The organism is Mesorhizobium sp. L-8-10 (assembly GCF_016756635.1).
Lineage (GTDB): Bacteria > Pseudomonadota > Alphaproteobacteria > Rhizobiales > Rhizobiaceae.
In genome coordinates this window covers 115,096-135,041 of sequence record NZ_AP023263.1, presented here as the reverse complement: position 1 = coordinate 135,041, position 19,946 = coordinate 115,096, and the positions used below count along the sequence as shown (strand labels likewise).

The window sequence follows — 19,946 nt, the reverse complement described above, 5'->3', positions numbered from 1 at the left end:
CGACGGGCCTAGGCGAGGAGCCGTGCAGAGGCATTCAGCAATGAACCAGCCGCTCAAGCAGCACCTGATCGATCCCGAGATATGCATCCGCTGCTATACCTGCGAGATGACGTGTCCGGTGGGCGCGATCACGCATGACGACAACAACGTTGTGGTCGATGCGGCCAACTGCAATTTCTGCATGGATTGCATTCCGGTCTGTCCTACAGGTTCCATCGACGAATGGCGCGTCGTTACGGTCCCGTATTCCCTCGAAGAGCAGTTTTCCTGGGCGGAACTGCCCGTGCAGCAGGACGTGGGATCGGAGAGCGAGCAGATTGAAGCCCTCGACGAGGTGATGGCGGCGCTGCTGGCCGACGCGCACAAGGGGGCAGGTGGCAAGGCGAAAGCGCCGGCGAGCGCCGCGAAGCCCTCGGTCAACCTTTACAACATCGGCAAGCCCGCCATCGCCAAAGTGCAGGGGAGCTATCGACTGACGTCGGAGGATTCGGGCACTGAGGTCCGCCACATCATTCTCGATTTCGGCGCCCAGCCGTTTCCGGTGCTCGAAGGGCAGTCGATCGGGATCATTCCGCCCGGCGTCGGGGCCGACGGCAAGCCGCATCTGCCGCGACTCTATTCAGTGTCCAGCCCGCGCGACGGCGAACGACCAAACTACAACAACATCGCCCTCACCGTGAAGCGTGAAGAGCGCGGCACCTGCTCGAACTATGTGTGCAATCTCCGGAAGGGCGACGAGGTGAGCGTGGCAGGTCCGTTCGGCGCAACCTTCCTGATGCCGGACGATCCTTCGGCGCGGCTGCTGATGATTTGCACCGGCACTGGCTCGGCACCATTTCGCGCCTTCACGATGCGCCGCCAGCGAATGGCGGCATCGTCCGGCGACATGATGATCTTCTTCGGCGCCCGGACCCCCGACAGCCTTCCCTATTTCGGCCCTCTCAACAAGGTTCCGGAACGGTTGCTGAAGAAGCACCTCGTTTTCAGCCGTCTTCCCGGTGCCGAGAAGGAGTACGTGCAGGACCGCATGATGGCCGAGCAGGAGGCCATCACCGAACTGCTTGCCGATCCCGATACCCATATCTACATTTGCGGCCTGCGCGGCATGGAGGAAGGGGTCGAGCGCGCGTTTTCCCAGATTGCCGAGGGCATTGGCGAATACTGGGAAACGATGCGGGATGCCATGCGCGTCGCCGGGCGATATCACGTAGAGACATATTAGATCATGGCATTCGAGCACGAGATCCGTGTTACCTGGGGTGACTGCGACCCCGCGAGGATCGCCTACACGGCGCGCATACCGTCGTTTGCCCTCGATGCGATCAATGCCTGGTGGGAAGACGTCGGCGGAGCGGGCTGGTACCAGATGGAACTGGATCACAACGTCGGAACGCCGTTCGTCCATATGAGTCTGGATTTTCGCGCGCCGGTGACGCCGCGGCACAGGCTCGTCTGCCGTGTCTGGCCGAATCGCCTCGGCGAATCGTCGGTGGGCTTCCGGGTAGATGGCTATCAGAATGGCGAGCTTTGTTTCGAGGGACGGTTCGTCTGCGTCTTCACGATTGCCGATGCGTTCCGAAAGAGCCCTCCGCCTGTGCAAATCCGCGATCTGGTCGCGTCGCATCTCGTGCCTGATGAGTGGAAAACCACCGGGGATTTGCCCGCGTTGAAGGAAACCAATTGAAATCCGCGCACAACGTTCCTACGCTTGTGCATTATAATTCACAAGTGTTGCCGTTATGAGCGAGATCACCAACTTCAAGGGTGAAGCGACACGCGTCGAGCCGCATGACGGGCTCGAAGTCGCCGTCGACAGGCTGATTTCCAGGGTCGGCGAGCGCGTGCGCAAGGCGCGGGAACTGAAGGGGCTTCCCCGCCGCGTGGTCTCCGAGATTTCGGGCGTGTCCCCAAGATACCTTGCGCAACTCGAGGCCGGCGAGGGCAACATCTCGATCGGCCTGCTCGAGCGCGTGGCAATCGCCCTCGATCACAGGATCGAGTGGCTCGTGGGCGAAGAGGATCCTTGGACGTCTGAGGCCGTGCGCGTCGCCGACCTCTTCCGCTCGTCGCCCGCGGACGTGCGGCGTCGGGTGCTCGATGTCCTCAATCCCGCCCCGCCCGAAAGCCTGCGGGCGCACCGCATTTGTCTCGTCGGTCTCAGGGGGGCCGGCAAATCCACACTCGGAGATCTCGCAAGCAAGGCTCTGAACATCCCGTTCGTGGAGCTCAACCACGATATCGAGGAACAGTCGGGCATGCCCGTCAACGAAGTGATGGCTCTTTACGGCCAGGAGGGCTATCGCAGGCTGGAGGCCCAGGCCGTCAGCCGCATCATCGCCACGCATGATACGATGATCCTTGCGGTTGCGGGCGGCATAGTCGCCGAGCCTGACACCTACAAGACGCTTCTGTCGCATTTCCATACGGTCTGGATCAAGGCCAGTCCGGAGGAGCACATGGGAAGGGTGCGTGCCCAGGGTGACACCCGTCCGATGGCCGGCAATCCCGAGGCAATGGAGCAGCTCAAATCCATCCTCCACAGCCGCGAAGCCTTGTACGAAAAGGCTTCCGCCAAGCTCGATACGTCCAACAGGACGCTGGAAACCTCGCTTCAGGATCTCCTTCGGCTGATCCGCGAGGAAGGATTCCTCGACGAGCTGAAGCCGATCGGCCCTGGAGGCCGGAACGCGATCCGCGCGTGACTTGATCACATTTGCGACCAGCCGGGCGAGCGGGCGGGAGACCGGCCGATGCCGGAGCCTGCGCCCCATTCCGAGCCGTCGCCGTCAGCTTCGCGATCCGGACGGGTTTCTCGGGGGGCGCTGAATTCTGTTGTTGCATTATACTACACAATATGCGTTATATAGCAAACAAGGGAGGAGACGCGGATGACTGTTTCGTTGCCTGAAGGGGGGATATCCGGACATGCGCAGTCCGACGATGCTCTCGTGGAGGCGAGCGTTCAGTCCCGTGCCCTGCATCACGTGCTCGTCGCGGAGCGTGGTGCCGGGATGCCGGACCGGCTGCGGCACCTGGCTGCGCATGATCTTCCCGGCATCGCCGTTGTCGGTGGCGGGACGATGGGCGCGGGGATCGCCTTTGCGCTCCTTTCGGCGGGCTGTTCGGTCACTGTTCTCGAAGCGGACGATGAGGGGGCGTCACGCGCCGAAGCCAATCTGGCAAAACTCGTGGAAGTAGGGCTTGGGCGCGGGTTCCTGACATCCGGGTCGGTAGAGGCGCTGCGCAGCAGGTTGACCGTCACGACCGACTATTCCCGGGCATCCGGCTGCGGCCTGGCGATCGAGGCCGCGTTCGAGAGCATGGACGTCAAGCGACAGGTGCTTCTTGCACTTGAAGCCGCTCTGCCGCGCGACGCGGTGCTGGCCACGAATACGTCCTACCTCGACATCGATACGATGGCCGAGGTGCTGGACGATCCCGCGCGTCTCGTGGGACTGCATTTCTTCGCACCAGCGCACATCATGAAGCTGCTGGAGATCGTCCAGGGCAGGAAGAGTTCGGACGCGGCGGTCGCGCTCGGCTTTGCGCTGGCCGGGAGGCTGCGCAAGGTCCCGGTCCTGGCCGGCGTCTGTGACGGATTTATCGGGAACCGCATCCTCGCGCGCTACAGGGAGGCGGCGGATACGCTTCTGATGGACGGGTCGACCCCATGGGATATCGACGAGGCCATGGTCGATTTCGGCTATCGCATGGGCCCCTACGAAGCTCAGGACCTGTCGGGGCTCGACATCGCCCATGCAAACCGCCGGCGCCAGGACGCGACACGCGACCGTAACCGCCGCTACATCCCGATTGCCGACAGGATGGTGGCGGAGGGCCGTTTCGGACGCAAAGCGGCGGTCGGCTGGTATCGTTATCCGGGCGGCGGCGGCAAGGTGATCGATCCACTGGTCGAGGACCTGGTGCGGGAGGAGGCGTATTTTGCCAAGGTGACGCGGCGAACCTTCACCGCCGACGACATACGCCACCGCCTGCTCCTTGCCATGATCAACGAGGCGGCGGAGATCCTGTTCGAGGGGATCGCCGCCTCCGCGTCGGACATCGATCTCGTTACGATACACGGTTACGGCTTCCCGCGCTGGCGCGGCGGGCTGATGCACTATGCGGAAACTTTGGGAGCCGAGGAAATCCTGGCGGCGCTTCACGAACTTGCAAAGGAGGATCCTGTCGTCTGGCGACCAAGCCGGATGATCGTGGATTGCGTCGGCCGCGGTGTGACGTTTGCGGAATGGCGCAGGAGGGAGGCCGTCCCGTCCCTCGCGCCAGCAGGGCAGTCTGCGCCTTTTTCTGGATCGCCGGGCGCCCTGTGACAATGCCGACGTGGGCAACATAAAAAGATATATCTAGTAATAATTATCATACATAACTAATATGGGTTCGGAGGCCCGAGCACGAGGAAACCCGATCCCGCCGGCGGGGCGGGAATGATGCGTTTGACCTGACCAGAAAATGGTCCTGAGTGGGAGGAGACTATGACGACACGCAGAACGATTGTGGGACTGATAGGCGGTGCCGCGGCAGCTGCAATGATAGGCCTCGGCGCAACGGCCGCGCTCGCGCAGGAAGTCACGCTGAGGCTGCACCACTTCCTGCCGGCACAGTCAAACGTGCCGCGCCTGGTGCTGGATGTCTGGGCGGACAAGGTGGAAAAGGACTCGGGCGGCCGCATCAAGATCGAGCGTTTCGCCTCGATGTCGCTCGGCGGCACGCCGCCGGAGCTCATCGATCAGGCGATCGACGGCGTCGCGGACATCGTCTGGACGCTACCCGGTTACACGCCGGGCCGCTTCCCGTCGACGGAGGTCTTCGAACTGCCGTTCTTCGTTTCGGACGCCCGTGCCGCTTCCAGCGCCTACTGGCAGCTGTTCGAAAAGCATATGAAGGATGGGGAATTCGCCGATCTGAAGATCCTGGCCACCTGGGTCCATGGTCCCGGCATGTTCCACACCAACAAGCCGGTAACGAAGCCCGCGGACCTGCAGGGCATGAAGATCCGCGGCGGCTCGCGCCTGGTCAACCAACTGCTCGACCTTGTCGGGGCGACACCTGTCGGCATGCCGGTCCCGGCGGTGTCGGAGGCGCTCTCGAAGGGCGTGATCGACGGCACGACCATTCCGTGGGAGGTGACGTCCGCGCTGAAGGTGCCGGAACTGGTCACGAACCACACCGAGTTCGAGGGCCCGGCCCTCTATACGCTCACCTTCGTGCTCGCGATGAACAAAGCGAAATACGACAGCCTGCCGGATGACCTGAAGGCGGTCATCGACCAGAATTCCGGTCTGGAATTCTCCATCTTTGCCGGCGGCACACAGGCGGACGCTGACGGCCCGGCCCGCCAGGTCGCCGTCGATCGTGGAAACAACATCGTCACGGTTCACCAAGCCGACACCCAGGAGTGGAAGGACCTCGTCCAGCCCATTTATGAGAGCTGGGTCGCCAACGTTAAGGGGGCGAATGTGGACGGTCAGGCGCTGATAGGCAATGCCCGTGCGCTGATGGATGCGTACGGCAAGTAGTCTCCTCGCTCGGGCCGCCGCATACGCCAGGCGGCGGCCCTTCGACTGAATGGTGACGCCATGCATCGATTCTTCGTCGGATTGTCACGCCTGATGGCCGCGTTGGGCGGGCTGGTTCTGAGCGGGCTGATTCTGCTTATGTGCCTGTCCGTCGTCGGCCGTACCCTCAATACCGTACTCCATGCGGCCGCCGTTCAGGCACTGATGCCGGGATTTGCGGATTGGGCGCTGTCAACCGGAATAGGACCCATCGAGGGCGACTTCGAACTGGTCGAAGCGGGTATCGCGTTCTCGATATTCGCTTTCATGCCCTACTGCCACATCACTCTCGGCCATGCTTCGGTCGACATCTTCACGAGCTGGTTCTCCGAAAGGGCGCAAAAGATACAGGGCGTCCTGATCGAGATGCTTTTCGCCGTCGTGCTGGTCGTGATCGCGGTCCAACTCGAAGCGGGAATGCAAAGCAAGATGCGTAGCGGCCAGACGACCTTCCTGCTGCAGTTTCCGATCTGGTGGGCCTACGCGCTCAGCTTCTTCGGCGCCGCGGTCGCGGCGATCGTCGGAATATACATGGCCATCGTTCGGGTGGTCGAACTGGCCAGCGGAAAAACGCTCATCGGCGATGCGATCGGGGACGACATTGAGCAATCTTGAGATCGGCTTCGTTTCGTTTCCCGCTCTCCTGGTCCTCATATTTCTGAGGGTGCCGATCGGGTTGGCCATGTTCGCGGTCGGCTTTGCGGGACTCGCTTTGGTCAACGGCAACATCGCCATCGCGCTCGCGAAACTGAAGTCGGAGACCTTCACGACCTTCTCCAGCTATTCGCTGTCGATCGTTCCGATGTTCCTGCTCATGGGATATTTCGCCACGCTCGGCGGGATGAGCCAGGCGCTGTTTCGCGCGGCCGAGTCATGGCTCGGACATCGCCGCGGGGGCGTGGCGATGGCGGCTATCGGTGCATGCGCCGGCTTCGGGGCCATCTGCGGGTCGTCGTTGGCGACCGCGGCGACCATGGGACGGGTCGCGCTGCCCGAATTGCGCAAATACGGCTATGAAGGAGGGTTTGCGACCGCCGCTCTTGCCGCAGGCGGCACTCTGGGCATTCTCATCCCTCCCTCGATCGTCCTGGTCATCTATGCGATCCTGACCGAGCAGAACATCGCCAAGCTGTTCCTGGCCGCGTTCGTGCCGGGCGTGCTGGCCGCAATCGGCTACGTCATCACGATTTCGGTCTATGTCCGGCTGAATCCCGAAGCCGCCGGCTTGCGCGAGCGCATGCCCTATGGCGAGCGGTTTCGCTCACTCCTCGACGTCTGGCCGGTCTTGCTGGTGTTCCTCGCGGTCGTTGGCGGCATCTATGCTGGCGTCTTCACGCCGACGGAAGGCGCGGCAGTCGGCGCCTTCGGTACCGGACTGATTGCCTGGCTCAATGGCGGCCTGACGTTTGGCAGCCTGTTCGCCAGCTTCCTTTCCACCGGCCGATCAACGGCGATGATCTTCTTCATTGTGCTCGGTGCCGCCTTCTACAACGGTTTCCTCGCGCTGACGCAGGTCCCCCAGGAGCTCTCGGCCTTCGTAGTAGACCAAGGCCTCAGCCCCTGGATGGTGCTGTCGATCGTGCTGCTGTTCTATCTCGTGTTCGGCTGCCTGATGGACAGCCTGTCGATGATCCTGCTCACCATCCCGATCTTCTTTCCGGTGATATCCGGCCTCGACTTCGGCATGAGCGCGGAACATGTCGCGATATGGTTCGGCATCCTCGTGCTGATCGTCGTGGAGGTGGGGCTGATCACGCCGCCCGTCGGGATGATCCTCTTCATCATCAATACGATGGAGAAGGCCACGCCGATCATCGAGACCTACAAGGCGGTGATGTATTTCGTGTTGTCCGACATCGTGCGTGTCGTCATCCTGATGCTCTTTCCGGCCATCACGCTGTTTCTAATCCCCTGAGCTCCCGATGATGTTCGGCAAGGGTCCAGAATGCGCGACAATAGATATGAATCATAACTATACCGTCCCTCATGCAGGTGGAGAAGAACGGCAGGAATACCGCGGGCGGCGAGGGGCCGGTCGCGGCTAGCGGCGCATGGCCTGTCCGGGTGGCACGGGTCCGCCGGACGGCGCTTCGCCGGAGGAATCAGGACATGCTCGGAGGAGATCGACTCGATGCGCAAAGACGGGGCAAATCGGCTGTTTGCCGAAGTGGACGTGCGGCGCCGCGACACTGGTAACGGCGTCACATATCTGGAATCCGGCATCGCGCTGCCGCAGTCGGTCCCCTGCGTCGGCGCGTGGCTTGAACGCTGGGCTTCCGAACGGCCTGACGCGACTTGTGTGGCCGAGCGCGCGGGCGATGGCTGGCGTCGGGTAAGCTATGGGGAAGCGCTGCGGCGGGTCAGGGAGATCGCCGGCTGGCTGCTTCATGCAGGAGCGGGACAGGACAGGCCGGTTGCCATCCTCTCCGAGAATTCGGTCGACCACTGGCTGATGGCATTCGCGGCCATGCATGTCGGTGTGCCCGTCGCGACGATCTCGACCGCCTATTCGCTGATGTCGTCGGATCACGAGAAGCTGAAGGCGATGATCGAGCTTGTCACGCCGGCCGTCATCATGGTCTCCGACGCTGGCCGGTATGGCGCTGCGCTGAAGGCGATCGAGGGGCGGCACGCCGCGGTCGTTGTCGCGAGCGCCGGTGCGTCGACAACCATGGTCGCATTTGCCGATGCCAAAGCCAGCGGGCGCGACAGCGACGTCGCCGAGCGCTTTGCCGCGATCACGCCGGACACGACCGCCCGCCTGCTCTTCACCTCCGGATCGACCGGCACGCCGAAGGCGGTCATCAACACGCATCTTATGCTCACCTCGAACCAGGAGGCGAATGGCGCAGTCTGCCCGTTCCTGTCGGAAACGCCGCCCCGCATCGTCGACTGGCTGCCGTGGAGCCACACATTCGGTGCGAATTTCACGTCGAACATGTTGCTTCGCAACGGCGGCGAACTCTATATCGACGAGGGCAAGCCGGCGCCGGGCCTGATCGAACATACGATCAGGAACATGATCGAGATCCGTCCGACCATGTGTTTCAACGTGCCTCGCGGCTACGAGATGCTGCTGCGGGCGGCAGAGACCGATGCGGACTTCCGCGAGGCGCTGTTCGGCGTGGAGTTCATATTCTATGCCGCCGCGGCGCTGCCGGGATCGATCTGGAGCCGCTTGATCGAGCTCTCGGCCGACACCAAGGGTAAGGCGACGCCGATGGTCGCGGCCTGGGGGTCGACCGAGACGGCGCCGCTGGCGACCTATTGTCATTTTCAAGCCGAGCGCACCGGAAATATCGGCGTGCCGGTGCCCGGCACGGCGCTCAAGCTCCTGCCGAACGGTGGCAAGCTGGAGGTCCGCGTCAAGGGTCCCCAGGTGACGCCGGGCTATTTCCGCAATCCGGAAATGACCAGCAGGGCCTTCGACGCGGAAGGCTTCTACATCATGGGCGATGCGGTCCGCTTCGCGGATCCCGACGATCCCGCCAGGGGCCTTTTTTTCGACGGGCGTGTCAGCGAGGACTTCAAGCTGACGTCGGGCACCTGGGTCAGCGTCGGCGAACTGCGCATCGCGGGCATAGACGCCCTGTCGCCGGTGGCGCAGGATATCGTCGTGGCTGGGCACGACCGCGACGCGGTCGCCTTCCTGATCTTCCCGAACGAAGCTGCATGCCGCAATCTGGCCGGGCTCCAGGAAGCGCCGTTCGGCCAGGTGCTCGACCATCCGGCCGTGCGCGGCCACGTGGCCGACGGGCTGAAGGCGCTGAAGATGTCGGGCGGTGGCTCCTCGCGCTACGCCGTGCGCGCGCGATTTCTTGCTTCGCCGCCCGATCCCGACCGGGGCGAGATCACCGACAAGGGCTATATCAACCAGCGCCAGACGCTTGCCAATCGCCAGGCTGATCTGGAACGGCTCTACGGGGACGACCCTGACAGCTTCATCTTCCCGGCGAATTGACATCAAGGAGCATACCGTGCCCGCCTACATTCCATACGGAGCCTACTGGTCCACGCCGTTCGCGCGCTGGCAGACGGAGCTCGCCCATCTCCATTCCATGAAGTTCGCCGCCCATGTCGCGCAGGCCGCTTTACGCGTACGTGACATTCCCGTCGACGCGTTCGACTTCGCCGCCTATGGCATGACGGTGCCGCAGCATCGAAGCTTCTACGGAACCCCCTGGGTCACGGCGATGCTGGGCGCCGAACGGCTGCCCGGGCCGCTGGTGAACCAGGCCTGCGCGACCGGCACCCGTCTGCTGGCGATGGTCTGCGCTGAAATGGCCGCCGGAGCGGCGAGCTGCGCGCTGGCGCTCTCCGGCGACCGGACTTCCAACAGCCCGCATGTCTACTACCCCGCTCCCTCCGGCCCGGGCGGGACGGGCGAGAGCGAGAACATCGTCCTCGACAGCTTCAACAGCGACCCGTGGGCGAGGTGCGCCATGGTCGATACCGCCGAAAACGTGGCGCGTCGCGAAGGCATCACCATGGAGGAGCAGCATGAGGTCGTCCTCCACCGCTCGCGGCAATATGCCGATGCACTGGCCGGGGACCGCGCCTTCCAGAAGCGCTACATGCCGGCACGGCTCGATGTGCCGGATGCCGGGTTCCGCAGGACAGTCTCGACCCTCGAGGGCGATGGCGGAGTCCATCCAACGGATCCGGAAAAACTGTCGAAACTGAAGCCGGTGCGCGAGGGCGGTACCGTCACCTATGCGGCGCAGACGCATCCCGCCGACGGCAATGCGGGGATCGTCGTCACCGCCGATGCCGCCAAGGCCCGCGACCTGGCCGGCGACGGCAGCATTGCGGTGGAGATCCTCGCGTGGGGGTCGGGTCGCGAGGAGAAGGGCTTCATGCCGGCGGCGCCGATCGAGGCATCGCGAAAGGCGCTCTCCATGGCGGGACTTGGAATCGGCGACCTGGACGCGATCAAGACACACAACCCGTTCGCCGTGAACGACATCGCCTTCGCGCGCGCTTTCGGTCTCGACTGGCGCGGCATGAACAATTTCGGCTGCTCGCTGATCTGGGGGCACCCGCAGGGCCCGACCGCCCTGCGATCCGTGATCGAGCTCATCGAGGAGCTTGCATCGAAGGGCGGCGGGCACGGCCTGTTCACGGGTTGCGCGGCGGGCGATTCCGGCATGGCCCTTGTCCTGAGGGTAGGCTGACGAGGTGGATCGGCCGGGCTGGCGCCTGAAGCGCCACATCATCTTTGATGACACGATGCCGGCGGTGGGCGGCTGGCGCGGTCGAGTCCACGGCAAGCATCGGGCACGAATTTCGGGCCGATGCGGTAGGTGGCCTGCCGCTCCGGCGTGGCCAATTCCGAAGCCTGTTGCAGATGCCGCCGCCGCAGCGCCTCGGCCCACTCCATCTCGTCAGGAAGCGGTTGCCGGAACAGACCGCCAGCGTTTCGTGGAAGGCCGCGTTGATGCGAACTGGTCATCGCCGCCCGTCGAGGCGTTGGCGTCAGGGGGTGACCGCCCGCCGATGTAACCAATCAGATCACGCGGCCGTCCGCGTCGAACATGTGCGTGCGGGATCGATCGAAAACCAGCCCGACGACGTCGTCGGCATGAATCGCCAGTTCGCCGTCGCCCTGGATCACAAGCAGCCCGGCGCCTGTCTCGACATAGCCGATCGTCAGATTGCCGAGCCGCTCGACCAACTGGACGGCGCCGGTGAGATCCGAACGGGTGTCGGAAAAGTCGGTGATGGCGATGTGTTCCGGGCGGATCCCGATCTCCGAGGGGGCCGGCCCGTGGGTGTCGGGCCGTCGGCGTGCCGCGACGGAGAATTCTCCCTTGTCGGGCCCGCCGGGCCGATCGAAAGCCAGCGTGATGTCGATGCCGTCGATGCGCCTTGTCGCCACCGGAAGGAAGTTCATCGTCGGCGAACCGATGAAAGAGGCGACAAACTTGTTCTCCGGCTTCGCATAGAGCTCGAGCGGCGCGCCGACCTGGGCGACCACGCCCTGGTCGAGCACGACGATGCGGTCGGCGAGCGTCATCGCCTCGACCTGGTCGTGCGTGACGTAGATCATCGTGCTGCCCAGCGTCTTGTGAAGCCTTGCCAGTTCGATGCGCATCTGCACCCGCAGCATGGCATCCAGATTGGAGAGCGGCTCGTCGAAAAGGAAGACTTCCGGCTCGCGCACGAGCGCGCGCCCGATGGCGACGCGCTGTCGTTGTCCGCCGGACAGTTGTGCGGGTTTGCGATCCATAAGATCGTCGAGTTGCAGCAACGCGGCAATCTCGTCGGCGCGCTTGGTCTGCACCTGGCGGGGTGCTCCGGCGACCGAGAGCGAAAAGGCGATGTTCTGGCGGACCGTGAGGTGCGGATAGAGTGCATAGGACTGGAACACCATGGCCATGCGGCGCTTGGCCGGATGCACTCTGGTGACATCGACGCCGTTGATGAAGATCGACCCGGCACTCACCTCCTCGAGCCCGGCGATCATGCGCAGCATCGTCGACTTGCCGCAGCCCGACGGTCCCAGCAAAGCGCAGAATTCGCCCTTGTCGACTGCCAGGTCGAGATTCCGGATCGCGGTGAACTCGCCGTATCGCTTGCTGACGGCGCGCATTTCAACGTGGTGCAAGGATCGCTCCGTCCATTCGTTCATTTCGATCGGTTCAGGCTTCGGCGAGCCAGACCGTCATGGATCCCTTTTCCCGGTTGCTCCAGAGATAGTAGGGAAGCGCGGTCAGCGTCACCCTTTCCTCGGCCGGAGGCTCGCGGCGATAGAGCGTGTCGCTCCATTCGCGATCGTCGAGGCGCAATGCCTCGGCGGCGAGGACGACTATGCCGTCGAAGAGATCGCTACGCCGCTTTATCCCGACCTTCGACCGCCGCGGCAGTCTCAGCCGCTGCACCGGACCTTCAGCATTGTCGACCTGCTCCACGCAATAGACGAGTGGCCCGCGCTTCAGCGCAACGCGTCCGACATCCATGCGCACGGAAGGATGCGCGTAAACGCGCTCCGGCGGCATCGGCAGGTCTAGCTCCACGACGTCGCCGGCCTGCCATTTCCGTGAGATCGAGAGGTAGCCGTTCGTTGTCGACGGCTCGACGGCGATCGCCTGTCCGTTGACCGATGCCTTCGCCGCGCGCGACCAGCCCGGTATGCGCAGCTTGAGCGTGAACTCCGCCGCCTGCTCCGGCTCGAGCTCGATCCTGATATCGCCGGACCAGGGATAGTCGCTCGTCTCGCGCAAGGTGACCTTGCCCGACTTCAAGGTGACCGACGTAGCGATGCCGCCATAGAGATGGAAGGCGATCGCGTCGTCGCTGTGCGAAACGAAGTAGCCGCCGACCGACGCCACGAGGCGCGAGGCATTCATCGTGCAGCAGGGGCAGGTGTGCCAGGCCCAGCGTCTGTGCCGCCCGTCGCTGTCCAGCGGGTTCGAGTAGAAATAGTGCTCGCCATCCCGGGACAGGCCGGTGAGCGCGCCGTTGAACAAGGCCTGCTCCAGCACATCCGCGTATTTGCCGTCGAGGTCGAGATGCAGCATGCGCTGCGCCCAGAAGATGAGAGCCACCGACGCGCAGGTCTCCGCATAGGCCGTGTCGTTGGGCAGGTCGTAGGCCTCGGTGAAGCCCTCATTGGCCGCGGCCGGACCGAGGCCCGAGGTGATGTAGATCTTCGAGGCCATGACATCCTGCCACAGCAACTCGCAGGCGCGTTTCAGACTGTCGTCGGACAGCTCGGCCGCGAGATCGGCCATGGCCGAGTACATATACATGGCGCGAACCGCGTGGCCGACGACCCTGTCCTGTTCGCGCACCGGCTTGTGCGACTGGTTGTACTCATAGCTCTTCGCCCAGAATTTCTTTGGATCGTCGCCGCGGTCGGCGGCTTCCTGGTCGAAATAGTGGGGTTGCCGGCCGCGCTCGTCGATGAAGTAGCTGGCAAGCTCGAGATGCTTCCGTTCGCCGGTCAGGCGGTAGAGCCGGACCAGCGCGAGCTCGATTTCCTGATGCCCGCAATAGCCGCGTTTCTGGCCCGCTCCCGGTCCGAACGTCTCGCGCACATGGTCGACATAGCGTTCCAGCATGGTCAGGAGGCGCCGCCGTCCGGTTGCCAGGAAGTAGGCGATGGCGCCTTCGAGCAGGTGACCGAGATTGTAGAGCTCGTGATTGTCCCGCAGATTGGTCCAGCGTTTTTCCGGCTCGCGCTGCAGGTACCAGCAATTGAGATAGCCGTCCGGCGCCTGGGCCTTTTCGAGATCGTCGATTATGGTCTCGATCTTCGCTTCGATTTCAGGATCCCGGCGATGGGACAGGGCATAGGAAGCCGCTTCGATCCATTTGCCGACATCGGAGTCCCAGAACACCTGGACGGTGAAGTTGTGCTCGTTGCGGGGAAAACGCAGAGGCGGCGGCGGTTTGGGCAGCGTCAGCGATTCCAGGATGCCGTGCTCGGCGAGTTGGACATGCTGGCTGGGTATCGTGCGGGCAAGGACCGTTTCGAGCCGTTCGCGCCAGAACCGGCCTTCGATATGCACATCCACGAACCGCATCGGCACAAACCGGCTCATTCCAGGTTCCCTTTCACTCGCATCCACTCTCTCAGCCGCCTGATGACTGCCTCACCACAAGCGAACAGGGCCGGCGGCTGACCCCGCTCACCCGCTTGCCCGACATCATGTCGATCAGTCGGTCGCCGGCCTCGCGCCCGAGGGCTTTCAGATTCATGTCGACGCTGGTGAGCGGCGGCCGCGCCGCCAGCGTCATGACGTCCCAGTTGTCGAAGCCGACGATTGCCACATCGGTGGGAACGCCTATGCCCCGCTCGCGCAGCGCGTCGGCCAAGCCCCTGGCGATCTGATCGTTGCCGCAGAACAACGCGTCGGGGTGAACGGAGCCTTTTGCAAAGATCCTGTCCGCGGCTTCGCGGCCCCAGGCCTCGGACCAGACGCCGGAGAGATAGAAGCCATCGATTGCCGGAAGTCCCGCCGCCGACAGCGCCGAAAGGTAGCCGTTCCGGCGCAGGCGTACGGCTTCGAAATGCTCCGGGCCGGTGACATGGGCGATGCGACGGCGGCCGAGCCGGGCAAGGTGCTCGACTGCGAGCACCGCGCCGCCCTCGTCGTCGGGCAGCAACGAAAGGCCGTCCGGGTCGTCCGCCTGACTGAACACGTAGACGACCGGCAGCCCATGGACGAGGGGACCGATAGGCGGCCGCTTGTCGGCGCGCCGCGCGGTCACCACCAGGCCGTCGACGCGCTTGCCGAGCAACTGGTCCAGATGCTGGCGCTCGCGGCCGGGGTCGTCGGTGGCGTTGCACATGAACACCGCGATGCGTTCATCGGCAAGGCGCTCCTCCAGCGCTTCGACGATCGGGAAGGTGAAACGCCCGAAACTGTCGTTGGAGATGATGCCGATCGTCCGCGATTTCGCGCGATGCAGGCTCTGGGCGAGGTCGTTCGGGCGATAGCCGATCTCCCGGGCAATTCGCAGGACCTTTTCGCGCGTCTCCTTGCTCAGCCGGCCGCCGGCGTTGAGCGCCTTGGAGGCTGTGCCGATGGAGACACCTGCGATTCGCGCCAGGTCGCGGATGGTCGGCGTGCCGCGCTGCAAGGGGGCGACCTTTTCCGGAGGGCTCGGTGAAGGAGGAGGGGGCGTATCCATGCTTCGCCTATTTGACTGCGCCGCTGAGGAGGCCGGCGACATAGTATTTCTGCAGCAGCAGATAGAATGCCATGCAGGGTATGATCGAGATGGTGATGCCGGCCTGCAGCATGCCCCAGTCGGTTCCGCCGATGCTCGTCTGTTGCCGGGAGGCGGCAAGGATCAGCGGGAGTGTGAAGCTCGAATCCTTGTTCATGATGACGAGCGCGGCAAGCAACTCGTTCCATGACGTGATGAAGGCGAACAGCGAGACCGTGATGACGGCGGGCACGATCGCCGGCAAGAACACCCGTATGAGAACCTGCCAGCTGTTGCAGCCGTCGATCACCGCTGCCTCCTCGAGTTCCTTCGGCACGGCTTCGAACGCGTTGCGCATCACATAGATGCTGAATGGCAGCTGGATCGCCGTATGCACGATGGCAAGCCCGACCAGCGAATTGTGCAGCCTGAGCTGGACGAACATGAAGAACAGCGGCGTGAGCAGCGCCTGATAGGGAATGATGAGGCCGAGGAGCAGGAGGACGAAGAAGAATTCCTTGCCCGGCACGGGAAAGCGCGCCAGCGCATAGCCGGCCGGGATGGTGAGCCCGAGGCAGAACAGGATCGTCAACAGCGCAGCACCTGCGCTGTTGACGAGATAGGTCGGGAGCCCGGCCTGGAAATTCCACAGCCGCCGGTAGCTGTCGAGGCTCAAGGCGTGCGGGAAATAGGTCGGCGGCACCGCGGCAGCTTCCGTGGTGGACTTGAGCGACGCCAGCACCGAGGCGAGCAGGGGCAAAAGCATGACGGCGCACAACAGCACGCAGACGGCGGCGGTCAGATATTTCCTGCGGCCGTCGAACATGCGCTCGGCAAGGCCGCGCCACGTTGCCGACGCAGCCGGAAGGTCACGAAAGTAGCCCATATCAAGGCGGGTTTCGGGCTGCGCTTTCAACGGTAACTTCTCCTGGTCAGGGCGATCTGGAGGATGGTGCAGGCGAGGATGACCGCAGCCAGGATCAGCGACAGGGCCGAACCGTAGCCCAGCTTCAGATAGGGAAATGAATTCAGATAGATGAGAAGGACCGATGTGGTGGTCAGGTTGCGTGGCTGGCCGGCGGTCATGATGTAGAACTGGTCGAAGGCGAGCAGCGAGCCGATGGCGCTCACCAGCGTGACCAGCAGGACCGTGCGGGCCGTCAGCGGCAGCGTGATGCGGCGCACCCGTTGCCAGTAGCTCGCTCCGTCGACCATCGTGGCCTCGTTGATCTCGCCCGGCACGGCCTGGATCGCGGCGACGAAGAGGATGGTGCCGAAGCCGAGAACCTTCCACAAGATCGACGCGATGACCGCCCACATCGAAAGATCGGCGTCGGCCCCGAACCAGAGGACCGGCTTTGATACGACACCGAGGTCGATCAGCCCCCGGTTCACCAGCCCGAAATCGTAGCTGAACAGCCAGTACCAGAGCAGGCTCGATGCGCCGAGACCGATGACCACGGGCGCAAAGACCACACCGCGTGTGATCTGACGCAGCGGCGTGTTGGCCGAGGTCAGCAAGGCGATCGCGAAACCGAGGATCATGAGGATCGGCGTGATCAGCAGCGTGTATTTGAGGGTGAAGCCGAGCGAGACCCAGAACTGCGGATCGTGCCAGGCCTTCACGAAATTGCCGACGCCGACAAATTTCTTTTCGGCGATCAGCGACCAGTTGTGAAGCGACATCCAGACCATCTGCATCAGGGGATAGACGGTGAACGCCGTTACGAATGCGAGCGCCGGCGCGAGGTAGAGGAACCCGACGAACCTGCCGTTTATGGAATGCATGCTGCCTTCGCCTTCCGATCCGCCCTGCAGGAACTGCGCCTTGATCGCATCTTGAAAAAGGAGGCCGCGGGTCCGGCAAGACCTCGCGCCGCGGCCCGGGGAGAGCCTATTCCGCGGCAATCGCCTTCATCTGGGCCTTGGCGTCCGCGATGATCGTGTCGATGTCGGTGTCTTCATAATAGGCGCGCTGCAGCATCTGGAGCCATGGCCCCTGCGGCGAGTTGATCAGTTCGAAGAACTTCAGCGTGTAGGGCGTGCGCGCAACGGCGATCGCCTTGGCCACGTCCTGCACCTTGGGGTTCTCGCGGAAGTATTTGTTGTCCGCCATGTCGCCGCGTGTCGTCATGTTGAGCATCTTGGCGTAGCCCTCGACCTGCGTATCGTCGGAGAGCAGGAACTTCATGAAGTCGATGGCGTCGTCGACCCGCTTGCTGCCTTTGGGAATGGTGACGATATCGCCGCCGGCGAAGGACGAGACCTCTCCGCTTTTCACGCCGGGCAGGAGCGCAATGCCGAAATCCATGGTCGGGTTCTGCTCCTTGGCGAGCGTGATGTTGAAGTTGCCCGTGCCCATCATGCCGACTTTTCCCGAGCCGAAGCGCAGATGAAAGGTTTCGCCGTTCTCGGCGCGGGCGTCGTCATGCACATTCCCGGCTTTGATCATGTCGCGCGCCCACTGCAGGACCTCCTTCACGCCTTCGCCCTGGAGCGGTTCGTCATTGGCGTCCTTTGGTTCGATGGTGGCGCCGCTCGCCCACATCAGCGGGCCGACCGTGAAGATGTTGCAGCCCGCGCATGAGCCCGGCAGGAAGTAGCCCTTCACATCGCCGCCGAGCGCGGTGATCTTGTCGGCATATTCCCTGATCTCGGCGAGGCTCGTTGGCGGCTTCTCGGGATCGAGGCCGGCCTTGCGGAACAGGTCCTTGTTGTAGAAGAGGGCCGAGACGTCCGCGTAGAGCGGCACGCCGTAGAGGCGACCGTCATAGGTGGACACCGCCATATGGCCCGGGCTCGCGGTCTTGAGCGCGGGATCGCTGCCGATCAGGTCGGTGATATCGACCAGTTGTCCGGCGGCTTCGAACTGCGGGCCGTAGATCAGATCCATGCCCATCAAATCCGGAACCTCCCCACTGGCAATCGCCTGGGCGATCTTGGGCACCATCTCGGTGTGCGGAATGTAGGTCAGGTTTATCTTGCGGTCCGGGTTCTTCTCGTTCCAGCGGGCGACAAGGGCATCGACCATGCCCGCATTGCCGCCTGTTCGCTCCCACATCTGCATTTCCTGGGACAAGGCCGGAAGCGCGACCGCTGTGAGCAGCGCCGCCAGGACCAGCCGGCATTTCTTGAAGCTTGGCAAACTCATCGGTTTCCTCCCTGAGCCAACCTTTGGCCGGGTTCCTCCCGGTCTGGGAAAAGCTTTTCCTTGATTCGCGCCTGCTTTGATCGCAGGTTTCGGTATCGAGGTTGGGAAAAGCTTTTCTCAACCCAGTCTGCACGTATTTTTCAATGTCGACAAGCGGTAAAATGACAGGCCGTGGAGGGTGACGCATGTCCACAACTGCCGTTCCAATGGTTCGGCGGCCAATAGGTCGGCGGATCGTCTCTGCCGAAGATTTGGCCACGTCCAGCGTCGCCGCCTAGGACGGGCGTTCAATTTCGTCCGCTGACGATTGCAGAACGCCGCCCGCCGCCATATGTCTGGGGCGCCCCGGCGGACGACTCCCGCCGGTGACGGACAAGGACCAGCATGCTGCGCTTTCTGTTCCGCTTCCTTTCGACCGTATCCCTGGCGGTCGCGGTGGTGATGGCCGTGCTCGACGCGACGCGCAGCGTGGCATCCTCGGCGCTGGTGACGACGCCGCTCGGCCGAAGCTGGCAGGGGGTCTCGCCCGACACGCTGGCCGCCACCCAGGAGTTCATCGAGACGACGCTGCATCCGCTGCTGTGGGATCCGGTCGCGCTCGGCATCCTGCAGTTGCCCGGCTTCGTGGTGTTCGGCCTGCTGGCGCTGATCCTCTATGCCGTCGGTTACCGGCCCGAGCGCCGCGACGGCTTCGCAACCGGAAGCTGATCGTCCGATCCGCCGGCCTTTGCCCGACATGAAGACGAAGGGAGAATTGCCTGATGTTTTTCCTGAGCGACATGCTGAACAAGAAGCTCCAACTGCCGAAGCCCGGCGAAGCCTTGCCGGGCCGCAGCCGCGCCATTCCGACTGCGTCGAAGCACTTCGTCTCCAAGCGCCCGCTCAAGGGACCCTATCCTGAAGGCCTCGAGACGGCGATGTTCGGCATGGGCTGCTTCTGGGGTGCGGAGCGTTTGTTCTGGCAGACCGAGGGCGTGTGGGTGACGGCGGTCGGTTATGCCGGAGGCCAGACGCCGAACCCGACCTACCAGGAGACCTGCACCGGCCTGACCGGCCATGCCGAGGTCGTGCTGGTGGTCTATGACCCCAGGATCGTTTCCTATGCCGAACTGCTGAAGCTGTTCTGGGAGAGCCATGACCCGACGCAGGGCATGCGCCAGGGCAACGACGTCGGCACGACCTATCGCTCGACAATCTACACGTTCGGCGAGGCCCAGCAGAATGCCGCGCGCGCCTCGCGGGACGCCTACGAAACCGAACTGCGCAAGGCGGGGCGCGGCAAGATCACAACGGAGATCGCGCCGGCGCCGGCGTTCTACTTCGCCGAAGGGGACCACCAGCAGTATCTCGCCAAGAATCCCTATGGCTATTGCGGACTGAAAGGCACCGGCGTCGCCTGCGCCGTGCCCACCGCCGCGGCCGCCACCGCCTGATACCTGGTCACGCTAGGCCCTTGTGACTCTTTGTGTTTTTTGGGGGGTGACGTTCGGTGCGTCCTTCGAGGCTCGCTGCGCTCGCACCTCAGGATGAGGGACGTAGTGCCCGGCTCCCTCATCTTGAGG

At 63.6% G+C, this 19,946-nt stretch carries 17 protein-coding genes; 11 read left to right on the top strand and 6 right to left on the bottom strand.

Going from position 1 to position 19,946, the window contains the following annotated elements; all coding sequences use genetic code 11:
* Positions 1 to 40 precede the first annotated feature (40 nt).
* From boxA to JN280_RS00570, 9 genes are all read left to right on the top strand, one after another.
* Complete coding sequence (gene boxA / locus JN280_RS00610) at positions 41 to 1,222, top strand: benzoyl-CoA 2,3-epoxidase subunit BoxA (protein WP_202309617.1); 1,182 nt, start codon at positions 41 to 43, stop codon at positions 1,220 to 1,222.
* A 3-nt stretch (positions 1,223 to 1,225) separates the two neighbouring features.
* A complete protein-coding gene (locus JN280_RS00605; RefSeq protein ID WP_202309616.1) occupies positions 1,226 to 1,684 on the top strand; it encodes an acyl-CoA thioesterase in 459 nt (152 codons plus the stop codon).
* Positions 1,685 to 1,739: 55 nt separating this feature from the next.
* The gene (locus JN280_RS00600) at positions 1,740 to 2,702 is read left to right on the top strand and encodes a helix-turn-helix transcriptional regulator (protein ID WP_202309615.1); all 963 of its coding nucleotides are present in this window, start codon (positions 1,740 to 1,742) and stop codon (positions 2,700 to 2,702) included.
* A 186-nt stretch (positions 2,703 to 2,888) separates the two neighbouring features.
* Positions 2,889 to 4,331, top strand: a complete 1,443-nt coding sequence (locus tag JN280_RS00595) for a 3-hydroxyacyl-CoA dehydrogenase (protein WP_202309614.1) — start codon at positions 2,889 to 2,891, stop codon at positions 4,329 to 4,331.
* Between the two features lie 162 nt (positions 4,332 to 4,493).
* Positions 4,494 to 5,537 (top strand): TRAP transporter substrate-binding protein, encoded by a 1,044-nt coding sequence (locus JN280_RS00590; RefSeq protein WP_202309613.1) that lies wholly within the window; start codon positions 4,494 to 4,496, stop codon positions 5,535 to 5,537.
* A 60-nt stretch (positions 5,538 to 5,597) separates the two neighbouring features.
* On the top strand, positions 5,598 to 6,191 hold the full coding sequence (locus JN280_RS00585; protein WP_202309612.1) for a TRAP transporter small permease: 594 nt from the start codon (positions 5,598 to 5,600) through the stop codon (positions 6,189 to 6,191).
* Positions 6,178 to 7,491 carry a TRAP transporter large permease gene (locus JN280_RS00580; protein ID WP_202309611.1) on the top strand — a complete coding sequence of 438 codons (1,314 nt, stop codon included), beginning with the start codon at positions 6,178 to 6,180 and terminating at the stop codon, positions 7,489 to 7,491. The genes JN280_RS00585 and JN280_RS00580 overlap by 14 nt, the downstream gene beginning before the upstream one ends.
* A gap of 216 nt (positions 7,492 to 7,707) precedes the next feature.
* Positions 7,708 to 9,537, top strand: coding sequence for a feruloyl-CoA synthase (locus JN280_RS00575; protein ID WP_202309610.1), 1,830 nt, complete (start codon positions 7,708 to 7,710; stop codon positions 9,535 to 9,537).
* A 16-nt stretch (positions 9,538 to 9,553) separates the two neighbouring features.
* A complete protein-coding gene (locus JN280_RS00570; protein ID WP_202309609.1) occupies positions 9,554 to 10,750 on the top strand; it encodes a thiolase family protein in 1,197 nt (398 codons plus the stop codon).
* A 332-nt stretch (positions 10,751 to 11,082) separates the two neighbouring features.
* Here the strand turns inward: JN280_RS00570 and JN280_RS00565 are convergent, their stop codons facing one another.
* The 6 genes from JN280_RS00565 to JN280_RS00540 form a co-directional block, all read right to left on the bottom strand.
* Positions 11,083 to 12,183 carry an ABC transporter ATP-binding protein gene (locus tag JN280_RS00565; RefSeq protein WP_244742750.1) on the bottom strand — a complete coding sequence of 367 codons (1,101 nt, stop codon included), beginning with the start codon at positions 12,181 to 12,183 and terminating at the stop codon, positions 11,083 to 11,085.
* 34 nt (positions 12,184 to 12,217) lie between these two features.
* Positions 12,218 to 14,122, bottom strand: coding sequence for a glycoside hydrolase family 127 protein (locus tag JN280_RS00560; RefSeq protein WP_202309608.1), 1,905 nt, complete (start codon positions 14,120 to 14,122; stop codon positions 12,218 to 12,220).
* A gap of 31 nt (positions 14,123 to 14,153) precedes the next feature.
* Entirely contained in the window at positions 14,154 to 15,164 is a 1,011-nt protein-coding gene (locus JN280_RS00555; protein ID WP_244742747.1) for a LacI family DNA-binding transcriptional regulator, read from the bottom strand.
* Positions 15,165 to 15,222: 58 nt separating this feature from the next.
* Positions 15,223 to 16,149 (bottom strand): carbohydrate ABC transporter permease, encoded by a 927-nt coding sequence (locus tag JN280_RS00550; protein WP_244742744.1) that lies wholly within the window; start codon positions 16,147 to 16,149, stop codon positions 15,223 to 15,225.
* Positions 16,146 to 17,021 carry a carbohydrate ABC transporter permease gene (locus JN280_RS00545; RefSeq protein ID WP_202309606.1) on the bottom strand — a complete coding sequence of 292 codons (876 nt, stop codon included), beginning with the start codon at positions 17,019 to 17,021 and terminating at the stop codon, positions 16,146 to 16,148. The genes JN280_RS00550 and JN280_RS00545 overlap by 4 nt, the downstream gene beginning before the upstream one ends.
* Before the next feature lie 106 nt (positions 17,022 to 17,127).
* Complete coding sequence (locus JN280_RS00540) at positions 17,128 to 18,384, bottom strand: ABC transporter substrate-binding protein (protein ID WP_202309605.1); 1,257 nt, start codon at positions 18,382 to 18,384, stop codon at positions 17,128 to 17,130.
* Between the two features lie 384 nt (positions 18,385 to 18,768).
* On the opposite strand from JN280_RS00540, the gene JN280_RS00535 reads away from it, so the two are divergent.
* Together JN280_RS00535 and msrA are read left to right on the top strand one after the other, a co-directional pair.
* Positions 18,769 to 19,092 (top strand): hypothetical protein, encoded by a 324-nt coding sequence (locus JN280_RS00535; RefSeq protein ID WP_202309604.1) that lies wholly within the window; start codon positions 18,769 to 18,771, stop codon positions 19,090 to 19,092.
* A 53-nt stretch (positions 19,093 to 19,145) separates the two neighbouring features.
* Positions 19,146 to 19,817 (top strand): peptide-methionine (S)-S-oxide reductase MsrA, encoded by a 672-nt coding sequence (msrA, locus tag JN280_RS00530; protein ID WP_202309603.1) that lies wholly within the window; start codon positions 19,146 to 19,148, stop codon positions 19,815 to 19,817.
* Positions 19,818 to 19,946 lie beyond the last annotated feature (129 nt).

Coding starts and splice junctions, on each gene's coding strand:
- JN280_RS00545 (WP_202309606.1), bottom strand. CDS start 17,021: ATGCATTCCATAAACGGCAGGTTCGTCGGGTTCCTCTACCTCGCGCCG.
- msrA (WP_202309603.1), top strand. CDS start 19,146: ATGTTTTTCCTGAGCGACATGCTGAACAAGAAGCTCCAACTGCCGAAG.
- JN280_RS00575 (WP_202309610.1), top strand. CDS start 7,708: ATGCGCAAAGACGGGGCAAATCGGCTGTTTGCCGAAGTGGACGTGCGG.
- JN280_RS00560 (WP_202309608.1), bottom strand. CDS start 14,122: ATGAGCCGGTTTGTGCCGATGCGGTTCGTGGATGTGCATATCGAAGGC.
- JN280_RS00585 (WP_202309612.1), top strand. CDS start 5,598: ATGCATCGATTCTTCGTCGGATTGTCACGCCTGATGGCCGCGTTGGGC.
- JN280_RS00605 (WP_202309616.1), top strand. CDS start 1,226: ATGGCATTCGAGCACGAGATCCGTGTTACCTGGGGTGACTGCGACCCC.
- JN280_RS00590 (WP_202309613.1), top strand. CDS start 4,494: ATGACGACACGCAGAACGATTGTGGGACTGATAGGCGGTGCCGCGGCA.
- JN280_RS00540 (WP_202309605.1), bottom strand. CDS start 18,384: ATGAGTTTGCCAAGCTTCAAGAAATGCCGGCTGGTCCTGGCGGCGCTG.
- JN280_RS00600 (WP_202309615.1), top strand. CDS start 1,740: ATGAGCGAGATCACCAACTTCAAGGGTGAAGCGACACGCGTCGAGCCG.
- boxA (WP_202309617.1), top strand. CDS start 41: ATGAACCAGCCGCTCAAGCAGCACCTGATCGATCCCGAGATATGCATC.
- JN280_RS00535 (WP_202309604.1), top strand. CDS start 18,769: ATGCTGCGCTTTCTGTTCCGCTTCCTTTCGACCGTATCCCTGGCGGTC.
- JN280_RS00595 (WP_202309614.1), top strand. CDS start 2,889: ATGACTGTTTCGTTGCCTGAAGGGGGGATATCCGGACATGCGCAGTCC.